Consider the following 13,566-nt stretch of genomic DNA (forward strand, 5'->3'; position numbering starts at 1 on the left):
AGACAACCCAAGTTTCATCGACCTCGACGATCCTGTGAAACAGGATGGTCTCATAAGCTACTGAGAGGCGCACTGAGGAGCGTGTCCCGAGGTCCATCGCTTCGCCCCAGCCACTGTCATTGCGTGGCGCTACCGTCGAACTGAAAGGTTAATTTTTTCGCTCGCCCTCAAAAATGGGCGCTGTAGCCGTTTTCTTCGGTCAGACCGCGGTGGCGCATGATGTACTCAACGGAGCCGTCCCAAACTCAATGCGGCGTTAGGGCAGCAGCGGCGAGCGTTTGGAGTCACCGGAGGCATTCCGACCATGTGTAGCCAACAAGTGTCAGCTTTGCGGTGGATGAACATAAGGCCGGACCCGGCCAGGTCCGGCCGTTCGGCCGCCAATGTAGAAAGACATTCAGATGACCGCAGCACTCAGCTAGCGGTCACACGCGCTCTCGCGTTGGGCGAGAACTCTTCGGTCACAGCGGACAGCCGGGTTCAGCGTCAGCCAAGTCCGCACGGTGCGTAAGCCGCGTCGCTCAAGGTCACGTAAGTGCGACCACCACCCCGGTGGTCGCTGCTTTCCTGAGGGCCTACTTCAGGTACAAGAGTTTCAAGCGCTTCCTGCGCCCGTCTTGTCAAGTAAGGAACCACCGAAAGCGCCGCCAATTTTTCACTGATACCCAAGACCGGCCCGATCTATGAGTCTCCTGCGTCACACAGGCCCAGTAGCGGACCAAGGCGCCGTATCGGACCTCAATCTGTGATTGCGAGAGGCCCAGCAAGACCGACCTGCGGTGGTCCAACAACCAGTCGCGACCCAGCAGGGCGATCGGGCCACGGCATGCACCCGTGCACTTAGCGCAGGATGTCCGAAAAGGCGGGGTTTTTGTCATTGCAGGCGGATGGTTTGGCGCCATAAGCTCACGGTGATTCAGGCACGGCGCATGCATCCGCTTCGATTACCCGTTTCCAACGATTGAGAGGGTTCAACCATGCAACTGCATTCTGGTCCCCCGAAAGCCACCCTCGGCGCAGCTGTACTCTCCAACCAGGCCTCGCCGCGCGTTGAGAAAGCGTTGGACCGCCTATTTCAAACCGACTTCCTGAGCCGGTGCCGCTCAGGTTCGATCACTCGCCTGGAACTCATCGCCTTTCTTCAGCAGCATCGCTGGTATTCCCGCCAATTCACGCGCTATCTGGCAGCGCTGGTCGCGAACATCCCCAACGACGACGATCGGCGGGACTTGATGGGCAACCTGTTCGACGAAATGGGTCTGGGCGATGCCGGCTCGGTACCGCACACGGTGCTGTACCTGGACATGATGCGGCACCTTGGGTTGGATGGCGACCAGCCCCCCTACCCAGCGACCCAGGCGTTGGCCGGGACGATGCTGGGGTGCTGCCGGTCCCCGAAGTTCATGGTGGGCCTCGGCGCTCTGTGTCTCGGCGCGGAAGCAATCGTGCCGCGAATGTATGCCATGATCGTCGACGGTTTTCTGGCACTGGGTGAATCGCGGGAAAACTTCAAGTTTTTCACCCTCCACATGCAGTGCGACGACGAGCATGCCGCCACCATGCAAGACATCATCGCCCGAGAACTGGCGAACAATCCCGCGGCCTGCCACGATCTACTTTATGGCGCGGAACGAGCCCTGCTAGCGCGGGTTCGATTTTTTGAAGCCCTGTCCGTGCATTGAGATTCTGCTATTCCACCACATAGGATCAGCTGCATGTCACACGAGCGCTTTCATTCTGCCGATTTCGACAAAACGCCCCCGACCGTTCCCGTCACGCTTCCCGATAAACTCATCCACAGAAATGTCGAGGGTCGGGGTGTTCAGGAGCTCTACTCGGAGACGCGCAGACATCCGGTGTACTTCGTCGACCTGCCGTCGCAGACCATCGCCATGACCCTGGGAGAGTTAGTTCCGGGCGGTTCCTCGAATCGCCACCGGCATACCTATGAAACCCTGCTGTATGTCTTGGAGGGGCGCGGCTATACCTTGGTCGAGGACAAGCGCGTGGAATGGCAGGCGGGCGATGCCGTGTATATCCCGGTCTGGGCTTGGCATCATCACGTCAACTTGGACGAGGAGCGGCGCGCGCGTTACCTGGCCTGCGAGAATGCCCCGCTTTTGCAGAATCTCGGTCAACTGGCACTGCGGGAGGAAGCCGGCTAAGTCCGGTTACCTCTTGACGGCCTCTTGAATCCTCTGGAAGTGTCATCGCAAAACGGCCGTGTGTGACCTTGAGGCGCGGGCCCTAGACTCCTCCAGTACCACTACCAAGGCCGCCTTGTTAATGCCAGGAAAGGCATTAAAGTGGTTGCCTGGGGGATGGGGCAGACAATCGCGTCCTCGATTCCAAATGGGGCGGCAGCGCCCATTCCAATGCTTGTCTTTCAGTGCCATTGTTGCTACGAGGAGACCGCCGATGAAAACGAACCAACCCTTTAAATCGACCGCCATGGTCGTGCTCTTTTTAGTGGTAATGGTCCCTATAGATAACGTTCTCGCCGAATTTTCTTTGCCCGGTCATCTCGGACCCAAGAAACGGGCCACCGATATGTGGAAAATCACCTGTGATAGTGACACAAACCACCTCAATCTTTACGTGACGGATTATGGTCCAAAACAGAGTCCGAAATTGAATGCACAGTTGTTCAAGGGCAATCGAGCCAACAGTGCTACTGATCCGGTGGCCAAAGACGGAGAAGACTTAGGTCACAGCAGTCCTGCCATCAATCTGCGTGGCGGCCCCGGAGAGTATTATGTGCTGCTTGATAAATCGGGACTCGGCAAAAAGGATTACGGAGTGTGGGTCCATTGTATGACGCGTGACGGTCTTAATGCTTTAACCGTAGGGGTCGATCTGATACAGGATCAATAATCATATTCCCGAGGGAATTGCAGAAGGCGGTGGAATGCGGGACTTTGGCCTCGGAGCGCAGGAGCGGTGCGGGTATCGTGAGCGGACGCCAAGAAAATGAAGGTCTTCGACAACGTTCATTTCGATACCCACGATGACAGCTACGGTGCCGCTGCGGCTTTCGCAACTTCTCGCGCTACTGCAGACAGCGCTGTTTCCGTTACCGCGTGAGGATTTGGCGGTCGGGCTGAAACGACGAGTGGTGCACGACGAGCGCGTGAAGGTCGAAGCCGCGTCAGTCCGTCTATGAAATGCGAATCACCGAGCGGTCTCTGTGAGGTCCGAATTGGTTCGCCAAGAGCCATTCCGTTACGCTTGGTCCCGGCCAGTTCCAGTCGCTCGAAATCGAACGATGCGGGACATTCGAGTGGCAGCAATACCCAGGCACCAGTCAAATGTAGTGGAATGCTAATCGCGAGCTCAGAATGCGTTTAGCACTGCTTGTCTTGTCGCCTCGCGATGCTGCGTAATAACCGGAGTCGGCTTCACCCTCGGGAGACCAAAGCGAGAGCGATAGTCATTCGGGCTAATTCCCAGATGACGGATAAATGCCCGCCGCATCCGCTCCGAGTCGCCAAACCCTGCCGTGACCGCCACTTGTTCGATACGTTCGTCGGTGACGCCCATTAGATGTCGGGCGGCATCAACCCGCGCTTTCTCGACGAATTTGGCCGGTGTCATGCCGGTTTCCGCCTGGAAGACACGCGCAAAATTGCGGGCACTCATGGCTACGCGCGCGGCAAGGGCCTCCACACTGAGGTCTTCCGAGGGATGGTCCATGATCCACCTCTGCAATTGTCGCAAGTCTGTGTTTTTTGTTGATTCGCTGATGAGATAGCCGCTGAACTGGGATTGCCCTCCCGGCCGCTTCATGAACATCACCATGAAGCGCGCCACCCATAACGCGTGCTCTTGGCCCCAATCCTCCTCAACCAGCGATAAAGCTAGGTCGATACCTGCTGTTACGCCCCCAGAAGTTGAAATTGGTCCATCGCGGAGAAAGATGCGGTCGCGTTCAACGGAAACCTGAGGATAATCGCTGACCAGTCGGTCACAGTAAGCCCAATGGGTTGTTGCACCGCGACCGTTAAGAAGACCGATTTTTGCCAGAAGGAAGGTACCCGTGCAGATGGCGACGAGCCGCCGTACTCGGGTTGACATCGCGTGGACCCACTCCTGCAGCGAGGGATCGGCGAACAGGGCTTTAACGTTCGGCGTGCCCAGAATGATCAAGGTATCGACGTCATCTCGGATCTCGCCATAGGCGCCATCTGCAAGAATGCGAAGGCCGCATCCCGTTAAGACCGGACCGGGCTGCTTCGCGAGCACCTGCGTCGGATAGACGGCTTCCTGGCTCAAGCCCATGAGTCGCAAACCCTGATCGGCATAGGCGAACACATCCATGGGCCCAGTGAGGTCGATGATTTCCATTCCGTCGAACGCTACGAAGACAATCCGCCGCACCTTCATCTCGCCGGCTAGCTTATGGGAAACGGTGGAATCGCTCATGTGAAAGTTTATTCAGTTCAACGTGGCTGCCAAACACGATAGCACTAGTGCGATCTGTCAATGCAATATGGGTTGCTATCGACCGAGGTGAAGTTGAGTCACCCGCCCATATCTTGATATCGGTGAGGATTGTTGGCAAAGACAAGATGGCCTCGATTCCTGCCATATTCACTTAAACGCCTATTGGCAAGTACGGATCTGAACAGGCTCAGGCCCCCCTAAAAATGCGAGTCTCCTGGCAATTCACAACGCTGACTGAACGGCAATTCCTGGTTCAACCAACTTCCGGCCGAAGACTGGTCCATCCCTTAGCTGGAACGAATAACCGCTTCAGTGTGAAATGTGCAATCCGATGTCAGGCATCTCGACCGACAGGATTGGGTCTCGACAAGAGCCCCCCACGACTACTCCCGCTGTCGGCCAGGTCCGGTCGTTCGGCGAAAGAGGACGCGGGGCATTCAAACGACCGCAGCACCCCGTTAGCCGCCTCACACGTGCACGTTCTGAGCTAACGCTTCTCGGCCTCAGCGATCGACGCCGCACTTCACCCAAGTGTTTGAGAGCGTGTTACGACGATTCATCGCGAGTGGCTTGGAGCCGATGGCCGGAGGCAGATGGCAAACCCGCGCTTGTCGGGAGGTCAGGCCGCCGGCCGATGCTGAGCCCAACCGCGAGACGCAACCGCGCAGCGGTTGGTGGCCCGCCGCTTGGCTTCGTCGCAATGGGGATTCCCGCAAACGGTTTCGAGGGCGACGGCGCATTTCAGGTGCCCAGGACGCGGCTGCTTGCGGACGAAGGCAGACCGCGCCAGATGGTAGCTCGGGTCCGGACCCCAGAAGTTGCGGTTCATTTCCGCCAGTTCCTCGAGCCGGTATTGTTCCAGCGGCTTGACCGACTCATCGGCCTCGCGCTCTGCTCGCTTCCGGCTGAGATGGGCCTCCACATCTGTGCTGCATGCCAGGTTTTCGGCAATACGGACGATTTGATCCTGGAAACGGCCAAAACTGCCGTTCCCGAGATCGTCCTGAATGACAATGTCGTCGATCAGCCCGATCGACTTGGCCTCGTGCACGCTGATGGGCAGACACTGCTCCGTCAATTGTTCCGCAACGGCGACGCCGACCCGCTTCGGCAGCGAATAGGTCCAGTATTCCGAGCCATACAAACCGCCCATGCCCCGGTAATGTGGGTTCAAGACGATCCCTTCACGCGCCAAGACCCGGTCCGCGCCCAGGGCCATCATGACCCCACCGGCACCGGCACTGCCGTACATCGCCGCGATCGTGAGATGATCCGTTGTGGTCAGCAGACTCAGTACGAAGTCGTCCATCGCCTGGATGTTCGCCCATGACTCTTCTGCGGGGTCGTGCGCGGCTTCGATCAGGTTCAGATGAACCCCATTGGACCAGAAATCCTGACCGCCAAATAGCACGATGACTTTGGTGGGGCGTTGCCGCGCGTACCGCACGGCCTCGTCCAGACGCCGACAGTGGTCGGTCCCCATCGCACCATTGTAGAAACGGAAGTTGACGTAGCCGACCTCGTTGCGCTCTTCGTACCAGATGTCGCGGAAGGTCGCGCTGCGGGTTTCGGCGTGGATAGGCACCGGAATTTCAGGAACTTCCGTCAACTGTTTGGCCAAGACCATCGCAGCGGGTAACTTGAAATACTCGTCCGGACGTGCGCCCTTTTGCTTCAGGTGTGAGATCCAGACCGCACCGTCGACCGCCGCCCGACAGACGGCGCCGTGGCGCTGTGCGATGATCTCACCCGGCTTTTCGACCAGCGTGCCTTCTTCGTGCGCGCCATACAGATAGACCGGAAGGCCGCCGATTTCATCCAGTACCCCCGGTGCACCGTCGCCGGAGCGGATCTTCCGCAGAATGGTTTCGACCGGATCGCTGGTCCAGTCGATCTGCCGTGCCCCGGCTTTCACTAACGGACGATAGCGGCCCCGCACATTCGGGCGGGAGTAGTCCAGCGGTGCCGGCACGAACAGTCCACTTTCGAAGCGCCGGACCGCGACCAGCATGGCCTTGACCGCCGCGCGCGTCACCTCGTCCCGGTACAGGCTACTCTTGCTGGCCGTCCGCATTTTGAATTCGTAGGTGGCCCAGATAGGGCCTGAATCGACGTGCTCGGCCGCCTGGACCGCGGTGACACCCCATTCCTGCTCTTCGTTCAGGATCGCCCAGTCGAGCGAGTTGGCGCCACGATCCCCGACGATCCCGGGATGCAGGATAATGCAGGTGTGCTGTTCCCAGATGTCACGGGGAATCACTTGGGCCAGCATCGGGCAGAGCACCAACTCGGGCTGAAACTGACGTACGGCGTCCCGCATGGCATCGCCGGTCGTGCCGACCGCCACCCCCAGGGTATGCCCCAGGGCCTTCAGTTCGATATGGGCATGTTGCGTCAGGCTGTTGTAGGCGCTCGAGAGTAATAGGATGCGCATGATCTGAACTCCTTTGAATTTATTGTTGTGGTGTTGTGGCCGGGGGCGATGAACTAAGCCACGACGACGGCAGCAACCCCTGGAATGGGTAACGCGAGAGGCGGACTGGCTGGTCGCGTGGGCCATGGGCCGGCTTCAGTCCAGGAAGCAAGGGCTGGCTCCGAACCGCTGGATTGCCGATTCGCCCAGGCCAGGAATGTGTTGTGCATCAACATTGCGACCGTGACGGCGCCCACGCCGCCCGGCACCGGCGTGATGAACGACGCGCGTTTAGCGGCTGCTTCGAACTCCACATCACCAACCAGCTCGCCGTCGATACGGTGGATGCCGACATCGATCACCACGGCACCGTGTTTGATCCACGCCCCTTTTATGGCCCGTGGCGCCCCGACAGCCGCGACGACCAGATCGGCCTGGCTGACGGCTGCGGGCACATCGCTCCGGCGGTGGCAGATCGTCGCGGTCGCATGGGCAGCCAGCAGCAACATCGCCATGGGCTTGCCGACGATGTTGCTGCGGCCGACGATCACCGCTCGCTTGCCGGCCAGTTCGAAGCCAATGTCGTCAAGTAGCCGCATGACCCCTAGTGGCGTGCAGGGGCGCAGGCCGGCGAGGCCCTGGAACAGCCGTCCCGCATTCACCGGATGGCGGCCCTCGACGTCCTTGTCCGGATCGATCACCGCGGCCAATGCATCGGCATTCAAATGGGCCGGGAGCGGCAACTGCAGCAAAATCCCGTGGATGGCCGGATCCCGGTTCAGCTCACTGATCCGCGCCCGCAACTCGCGTTCGGTCACGGTGGGCTCGAAAGGATGTTCGCGATAGGCATAGCCCAAACTGTGCGCCGCCTGTTCTTTTTGGCGCGCGTAAGCGATGCTGGCCGGGTCATCGCCGACGTGAATGATCGCCAGTCCAGGGACCCCTTGCTTTCTTTCCTTCAGGCTGGCCACGTCGCGTTCGATTTGCCGAAGGATCTTGGCTCGAATGCGATTCCCGTCGATTAGCTGTGCGCTCATTACGATTCTCCCGTTGTGACGCCGAGTCCGCTACGCATGCATGACCGGCCCGGTTCTCCCGATGGCCTTGGTAGCAGGCGCCATCATCAGGTGCGGAGGATCGTCCTCCGCCTCGATCAAAAACTTCAAAGTACCCACGGTCCGCCCGACTCCCTCCAGGATGGCGCGGTGAATCAAGGCTGAGAAGGGTCTCAGGTACAGCTCCAGCTTCTTCAACTCGAAGGTAAAGGAGAGCAGGGTCGCCAACCCGTCCGAGGAAGCCTCTTCGATCAGGTAGTCACAGCGATAGGGGCAGGACACACCCTCGAAGCAGATGCGGCGACCGGGTTCGAACACCGTGACCGCAAAAACCGATTCGGAGCGGTGACCCAGATCGATGCGGACCTGCCGTGCGCGCGTCCCCACCCGCACGGGGCCCGGGCTGATCTGTTTCAGTTCCTGAACTTCTGCCGACCAGCGCGGGTAGTTCGCGAAGAACTGGTCCCCGATGAAGCGGAAGACCGCTTCAGGGCGCCGATGGACCACGACACTGGCGTGCTCGACCACTCGCACATCTTCGCTGAATGGAAACATGGCAAACCCCCCTGCTGTCAGTGTGAGCTAACGGTGGTCCGAGCCCGATGCGGACCCCCTGAACCGGTGCAGAGTCCTTTGGACTGTTGCGCCGGGTTATCGTCGATTGCCCTCCCTGTCGCTGACCGATGTGAACGCTTCGACGCCTCTTCCTGGATGCTTCGCTGCGCGGGTCAGGCCTTCAAAATGAATTGACCGAGGCCTTGAGTGTCGCGGCGTGCCTGCCGGTCACCGTCGGTGTCGCTTCCGCCTCATTCCGGCCGAATCGCGAGCGGTAGTCCTGGGGATTGATGCCCAGGTTGCGGATGAATGACCTCCGCATCCGTTCGGCATCGCCGAAGCCTGCCATGACGGCAACGGTTTCGATTCGATCGTTGGTCATACCGAGAAAATGGCGTGCCGCGTCGATCCGGGCCTTTTCGACGAACTTGGCCGGCGTCATGCCGGTCTCCGTCTGGAAGATGCGCGCAAAGTTGCGGGGACTCATCGCCATCCGTTCGGCAAGCAGGTCGTTGCAGAGATCTTCGGCGGGATGCTCCATGATCCACATTTGCAGTGCCCGCACGTCGCCATGAGCCGTCGCATCGCTGACCAGGTAGCCGCTGAACTGCGACTGGCCACCCGGTCGTTGGAGGAAGACGACCATGTAACGCGCCAGCAGCAAAGCCTGCTCTCGGCCCCAATCTTCCTCGACCAGGGCCAACGTCAGATCAATGCCTGACGTGATGCCGCCCGAAGTGGAGATCGGACCGTCCCGCAAAAAAATGCGATCGGGTTCGACCGCGACCCTGGGATAATCTGCGGCCAAGCGCTCGCAATAAGCCCAATGGGTGGTCGCTCGCCGCCCGTCAAGGAGACCGGCTTCGGCCAACAGGAAGGCGCCGGTGCAAACCGAGACCAGTCGCCTCACGCAGCCGGACATGCTGCAAACCCATGCCCGCAACGACGGGTCGGACAGCACATATGCCACATCCGGGGCGCCTGGGATCAACAAGGTGTCGATCTCATCCGTGAACTCATCGTAGGCGCAGTCGGCATAAATCCGAAGGCCACACGACGCCGTGACCGGCCCCGTCTTTTTGGCGATGATTCTGATCGGATAGACGGCCTCATTGGCGATGCCGGAGCGTTGAAAACCGAAGTTGGTCAGGGCGAATCCTTCCATCGGTCCGGCCAGATCGAGGATTTCCACGCCGTCGAACGCGACGATGCCTATGGATCTAATCGTTGGTTTCGACGCTTGACCTGGTGGGATGGCATGTTGGCTCACGGCGTAGTCCTCACACGGCATGGTCATTTTCGTCAGTACGCCGAGCGAGTCTGGCTTGGCTCCCGCAGACCCGGCGTATTGGGCTGGATCCCAGGTTGTGCCTTCCCGAGTCTTTCCACAATGACAGAGTGCCCTCGATTTCGGCCAACCTTTCCCTCGACTTCAGCTCAGAGGGTGGAAATAGCCAAGGAGTCCGCTCACGCTCTACGGGCCCTTAAAGCTATAAGCGGTAAGTGGCGGAGCCCTGTTGGAGGTCGCGGTTGGCCATCACGATCAGGGAAGCGAGGCCGGACTAAATGCGAACGTCAACCATGGCGGATTTATGATTTCAATGAAAGCAAAGGCTTCGGAAGGGACGTTACGTCAAAGGGGGGCGGTGACGGTTGTGACAGGTTTTTTCGGGGAAACTGAGTTAGCGCGGCTCAGCCTAGTCCCATGAGTTTGCGGTTGAGGACCGAGTCCGGTGCTACGATGGCATACTCCCTACGGACATTGGACCCGATACATTAAGCGGCTGCACGGCCGCAGTTGACTAGCGAGCGTAAACGGCCCTTTTGGCCGCGGAATGGGCGGCTAGCTTGTGATTCCGTGTGGCCGGTTCAGTCTGAAACGGGTCATCCGATGTTAGCCTTGGCGACGGACCGCTTTGGGTCGACATGAGCCGCCCGGCTACTCCCGCTGTCGGCCAGGGCCGGCCGTTCGGCCGAGGATGAGGGCGGTCATTCAAACGTCGGCAGCACTCCGTTAGCCGTCAAATTCGCGTCGGCCCTAGACGAGAGGATCTTGGTCACAGCGTATGCTCGCTCTTGCCGAAAACCGGCTTTTCACCAACGGCAGCTTTCCCATACGCCCTTGGTGAGCAGATTGACGGGGGGCGGGTTAGTGCCTTCCGCCTCGCGAACTACTGGCAGCATCTTCTGGATACCGGCCGGTTCGGGTCGCTCACCGAGATTGCCGCAGCCGAGGGCATGGATCTCGCGCAGGTCAGCCGGATCGCGCGGTTGGCGTGGCTGCAGCCAAAGCAAGTAGACGCGATACTTGCGAACAGTGACAACTTCGTGGCCGAGCCAGAATAGCGCCGCCAGAGCGCCGATTGCCTATGCTTGGGACGTGTGCCGGGGAGCGCTCGGGGGTCACCTCAGCGGCGGCGGTCGATTCCCCCCAATCGATCGCTACTGTCCGGCACACCCTGAACATTATGAAAAGTTCGCATCGGGTTGACCGTGAGCGAATTCACAGTCCCCGACCGTAGCCCTCTCTAAACGAGAGTCACCTCGGTAAGGGGTATAAACCGTGTCGAACCCGGCCCTCAGCGCCTCTTCCTTGCCAGCCGCCGCGCGTTGCTCGTCGCCTTCGCGTGGATCGGTTTCACCGCCCCGTGGGCGACCCGCGGCGTGATCGACAGCGCACGGTGGCTGGCGGATAACAACTCGACCGGCGCATTCATGACACGCCAGGGTACCGCGAAGGCCGTCATCGGGTTGCATAGATGGGCCATTACCCACCACTGGCGCAGGGCAGAGTTCGCCATCTGCTGCTGAAAGGCCACGAGCTCGCTGGCCGCATTCATCCCCGCTTGAGAGAAGGCGACCACTTTCTCCACGCTCATCGTCGTTAGTTCACGCTGATCGGATCGATTGGGGACAGTACGCACTTGGGCCATAAGCGCGGTTCGATGGGCCACCACCTGCGGGGCGGCGATCATCGTCTCGGTGGCCTTGAGCCAGGTCTGCCACCACAGCGTTACGGGCGTGCTGCTCGCCCACCACGGATTGAAAAGACGCGTGGCATCGTGTCTCGTCATGGACCATCTCCTGCGCTGAGGACAACAAACCTATTGATTGCTGGCCGTATTATCGACGGCACGATGCAAGCACTGCGGGTCCTTGTCAAGGCCTTGGCTCCGGGACCGCGACGTGTTGGCGGTTCGGCCGTGGGCCTTCCCCGGGGGCGGACGAACGGCCCTAGGCTTGGGCTGCCGCCGGAAACTCTCGCCCGCGGCGGCTCTTTGGCTAGAGGCCGTGAAGGCGCGACGCACGGAGGAGGACGCGCAGGATACGGCGAGCGTCAGGGCGCTCGGGCTGGACCACCACTGGCAGCACCTGCTCGATACCGGAAAGCTCGGATCTTTGAGAGAGATCGCCGCCGCCGAGGGCATGGATCGCGGGCAGGTCAGTCGGATTGCGCGGTTGGCGTGGGTGTGACGCCGGGAGTGGTCGGGGAATTCATGACTTGTGGCTGCGACGAACCGCCGTTCGATACGGCGAAAGGGCCGAATCTGCCAGCGGACTGGCGCCGAAGCACAGATGGCTTCCTATGCTTCTAGCATATGGCAAAACGCGCTCGGGGGCGAGTTGCGGCGGCAGCTTTAACCGCAGAGGGTTCGAAACGATGAACGCGAGACGTAAAGTGGTCCCAGATCGGGATAAGCGTGTATCGATTCATCGCAACTTGTTCAACCGTAATCTATATGTGTTGCAGGGGAGCACAGTCAATCAGGTAGAGATAGTACCGGGGTTCTCCGTTCGAGTTACCCTCCATAATGACAGCGTGCTGGCCTTTGTGTGCGCCAAAGAGAAAGATCCTCTAAATGTACTCATCAAGGCGCTGCGCGAGGCAGGTTACATAGTCTCAGACGAGAGGCAGCCGCTTACAAATACCGCTACGTGACCCTATTCTGAGTCACCGCACGCGGACAACTACTGGCCCAAATTTCCGCAGCAATACTTGGAACGCGATTGGCGGCGCGGCTACATCAATCCCGTGGCGAATTGCAACACCCGCTGTACGCCGTCAAGGTCGGATCGCTGAGAGAGATCGCGGCGGCCAAACGCATGGATCTGGGACAGGTCAGCCGGATCACGCGGTTGGCGTGGATAGATACGGGGGTGGTTGAGGCGAGAAGCGCAGCGTCGCTCCGCCTCGGCGAGGATAATCCGCAGCAACGATGGATGACCCGAGTCAGGCAATGTAAACTGTTTTGAATAAATTATTTCGATGACTTAGAGGTCGGTTTTCAGTGCAAATAGTATATATGGCTATACGTTCCGTGTGATGATTCTGTAATGGCGAGATGTTGATGTCCTAGCCGTCTTGCAGCTTCTTCAAAGGGCTGACGAGCGACTTGAGATCCGCGGCGTATAGGCCGCTTGACACGTTCCCCCCGTTGCCGGTCGTCTGGCCGTTAGCAGCCCTGATGGCTGTGCGATGTATCCACGCCGACACCGGCTTCCTTCCTGTTCTGCAGCCCGCTGGCAGTCAGCGTGTTCTTCATCCGTCAGCCTAACGGTGACCCACTTCTTTTCGTTCATGCCCTGAATTTTAGCCACACCTCACTAGACGTCCAAGGGAACACGGGACGGGGCAATCTGTCACGCTTTGTCCGGTCGGAGTTCCTCTGTGTTCCTCCTATGCTTCCGTTCAACAGCACAAAGTAATCACAGGGGAAGCACCCATGAACGCTACCACCCAACAACGCACAGCAGCACGTCGCGAGTTCGTAGCCCTGACGCTGTTCGCATCCGCTACGCTACTTGCGGCAGATAGGGCGCACGCTGACGTTTCCTGGAGGGTATTGCGTGGCCCGATGCACAACAGCGCTGCCATCGCTGGCTTTGTCGAGGCTACCGACCACGACGACGGGACGATAATGGAAATGGGGGTTGCCGTGGTACCAGCTGAATGCCAGCGTGGCATGGGAACACTGCTCATCCAGGAGCGCGGTACACGCATCCAGGAGCGCCTGTTAGTACGCATCGACGGCACCGCTGCGGGTGATGGCATATTCCGCTCGCTGTGCGGGAAACACCAATGAACTGCGACCAGTAAAC

Annotated in this window: 13 protein-coding genes; 7 read left to right on the forward strand and 6 right to left on the reverse strand. The window is 59.6% G+C overall.

Annotation, left to right across the window (positions count from 1 at the left end; genetic code table 11):
- The first annotated feature begins 977 nt into the window (after positions 1-977).
- From ACW73L_RS18325 to ACW73L_RS18340, 4 genes are all read left to right on the forward strand, one after another.
- A complete protein-coding gene (locus ACW73L_RS18325) occupies positions 978-1,682 on the forward strand; it encodes an iron-containing redox enzyme family protein (protein WP_498924022.1) in 705 nt (234 codons plus the stop codon).
- A 33-nt stretch (positions 1,683-1,715) separates the two neighbouring features.
- Positions 1,716-2,165: a cupin domain-containing protein gene (locus tag ACW73L_RS18330; protein ID WP_498924023.1), complete on the forward strand. Its 450-nt coding sequence runs from the start codon at positions 1,716-1,718 to the stop codon at positions 2,163-2,165.
- Between the two features lie 253 nt (positions 2,166-2,418).
- Positions 2,419-2,874 carry a hypothetical protein gene (locus tag ACW73L_RS18335; protein WP_498924024.1) on the forward strand — a complete coding sequence of 152 codons (456 nt, stop codon included), beginning with the start codon at positions 2,419-2,421 and terminating at the stop codon, positions 2,872-2,874.
- 133 nt (positions 2,875-3,007) lie between these two features.
- On the forward strand, positions 3,008-3,163 hold the full coding sequence (locus tag ACW73L_RS18340; RefSeq protein WP_498924025.1) for a hypothetical protein: 156 nt from the start codon (positions 3,008-3,010) through the stop codon (positions 3,161-3,163).
- Between the two features lie 170 nt (positions 3,164-3,333).
- Here the strand turns inward: ACW73L_RS18340 and ACW73L_RS18345 are convergent, their stop codons facing one another.
- From ACW73L_RS18345 to ACW73L_RS18365, 5 genes are all read right to left on the reverse strand, one after another.
- Positions 3,334-4,422, reverse strand: coding sequence for a GlxA family transcriptional regulator (locus ACW73L_RS18345; protein ID WP_498924026.1), 1,089 nt, complete (start codon positions 4,420-4,422; stop codon positions 3,334-3,336).
- Positions 4,423-5,062: 640 nt separating this feature from the next.
- A complete protein-coding gene (locus ACW73L_RS18350; RefSeq protein ID WP_498924027.1) occupies positions 5,063-6,877 on the reverse strand; it encodes a hydrogenase maturation protein in 1,815 nt (604 codons plus the stop codon).
- 53 nt (positions 6,878-6,930) lie between these two features.
- Positions 6,931-7,893 carry a bifunctional 5,10-methylenetetrahydrofolate dehydrogenase/5,10-methenyltetrahydrofolate cyclohydrolase gene (locus ACW73L_RS18355; protein WP_498924028.1) on the reverse strand — a complete coding sequence of 321 codons (963 nt, stop codon included), beginning with the start codon at positions 7,891-7,893 and terminating at the stop codon, positions 6,931-6,933.
- 30 nt (positions 7,894-7,923) lie between these two features.
- Positions 7,924-8,466, reverse strand: a complete 543-nt coding sequence (locus tag ACW73L_RS18360; RefSeq protein WP_498924029.1) for an SRPBCC family protein — start codon at positions 8,464-8,466, stop codon at positions 7,924-7,926.
- A gap of 181 nt (positions 8,467-8,647) precedes the next feature.
- Positions 8,648-9,736 (reverse strand): GlxA family transcriptional regulator, encoded by a 1,089-nt coding sequence (locus tag ACW73L_RS18365; protein ID WP_498924030.1) that lies wholly within the window; start codon positions 9,734-9,736, stop codon positions 8,648-8,650.
- Positions 9,737-10,542: 806 nt separating this feature from the next.
- Between ACW73L_RS18365 and ACW73L_RS18370 the strand changes: the two genes are divergently transcribed.
- On the forward strand, positions 10,543-10,812 hold the full coding sequence (locus ACW73L_RS18370; RefSeq protein ID WP_498924031.1) for a hypothetical protein: 270 nt from the start codon (positions 10,543-10,545) through the stop codon (positions 10,810-10,812).
- A 233-nt stretch (positions 10,813-11,045) separates the two neighbouring features.
- On the opposite strand, the gene ACW73L_RS18375 is transcribed toward ACW73L_RS18370, so the two are convergent.
- Positions 11,046-11,540 carry a polyhydroxyalkanoate granule-associated phasin gene (locus tag ACW73L_RS18375; RefSeq protein WP_498924032.1) on the reverse strand — a complete coding sequence of 165 codons (495 nt, stop codon included), beginning with the start codon at positions 11,538-11,540 and terminating at the stop codon, positions 11,046-11,048.
- 217 nt (positions 11,541-11,757) lie between these two features.
- Here ACW73L_RS18375 and ACW73L_RS18380 point away from each other — a divergent pair, with 217 nt between their 5' ends.
- Positions 11,758-11,940 (forward strand): hypothetical protein, encoded by a 183-nt coding sequence (locus tag ACW73L_RS18380; RefSeq protein WP_498924033.1) that lies wholly within the window; start codon positions 11,758-11,760, stop codon positions 11,938-11,940.
- Positions 11,941-13,190: 1,250 nt separating this feature from the next.
- A complete protein-coding gene (locus ACW73L_RS18385; RefSeq protein WP_498924034.1) occupies positions 13,191-13,550 on the forward strand; it encodes a hypothetical protein in 360 nt (119 codons plus the stop codon).
- The last annotated feature ends 16 nt before the right edge of the window (positions 13,551-13,566 follow it).

It is taken from the genome of Methylolobus aquaticus, from assembly GCF_054172105.1.

Bases quoted from the DNA above. Each gene is read 5' to 3' on its own strand.
- ACW73L_RS18355 (WP_498924028.1), bottom strand. From the start codon at position 7,893: ATGAGCGCACAGCTAATCGACGGGAATCGCATTCGAGCCAAGATCCTT.
- ACW73L_RS18330 (WP_498924023.1), top strand. From the start codon at position 1,716: ATGTCACACGAGCGCTTTCATTCTGCCGATTTCGACAAAACGCCCCCG.
- ACW73L_RS18340 (WP_498924025.1), top strand. From the start codon at position 3,008: ATGACAGCTACGGTGCCGCTGCGGCTTTCGCAACTTCTCGCGCTACTG.
- ACW73L_RS18375 (WP_498924032.1), bottom strand. From the start codon at position 11,540: ATGACGAGACACGATGCCACGCGTCTTTTCAATCCGTGGTGGGCGAGC.
- ACW73L_RS18325 (WP_498924022.1), top strand. From the start codon at position 978: ATGCAACTGCATTCTGGTCCCCCGAAAGCCACCCTCGGCGCAGCTGTA.
- ACW73L_RS18335 (WP_498924024.1), top strand. From the start codon at position 2,419: ATGAAAACGAACCAACCCTTTAAATCGACCGCCATGGTCGTGCTCTTT.
- ACW73L_RS18385 (WP_498924034.1), top strand. From the start codon at position 13,191: ATGAACGCTACCACCCAACAACGCACAGCAGCACGTCGCGAGTTCGTA.
- ACW73L_RS18345 (WP_498924026.1), bottom strand. From the start codon at position 4,422: ATGAGCGATTCCACCGTTTCCCATAAGCTAGCCGGCGAGATGAAGGTG.
- ACW73L_RS18360 (WP_498924029.1), bottom strand. From the start codon at position 8,466: ATGTTTCCATTCAGCGAAGATGTGCGAGTGGTCGAGCACGCCAGTGTC.
- ACW73L_RS18350 (WP_498924027.1), bottom strand. From the start codon at position 6,877: ATGCGCATCCTATTACTCTCGAGCGCCTACAACAGCCTGACGCAACAT.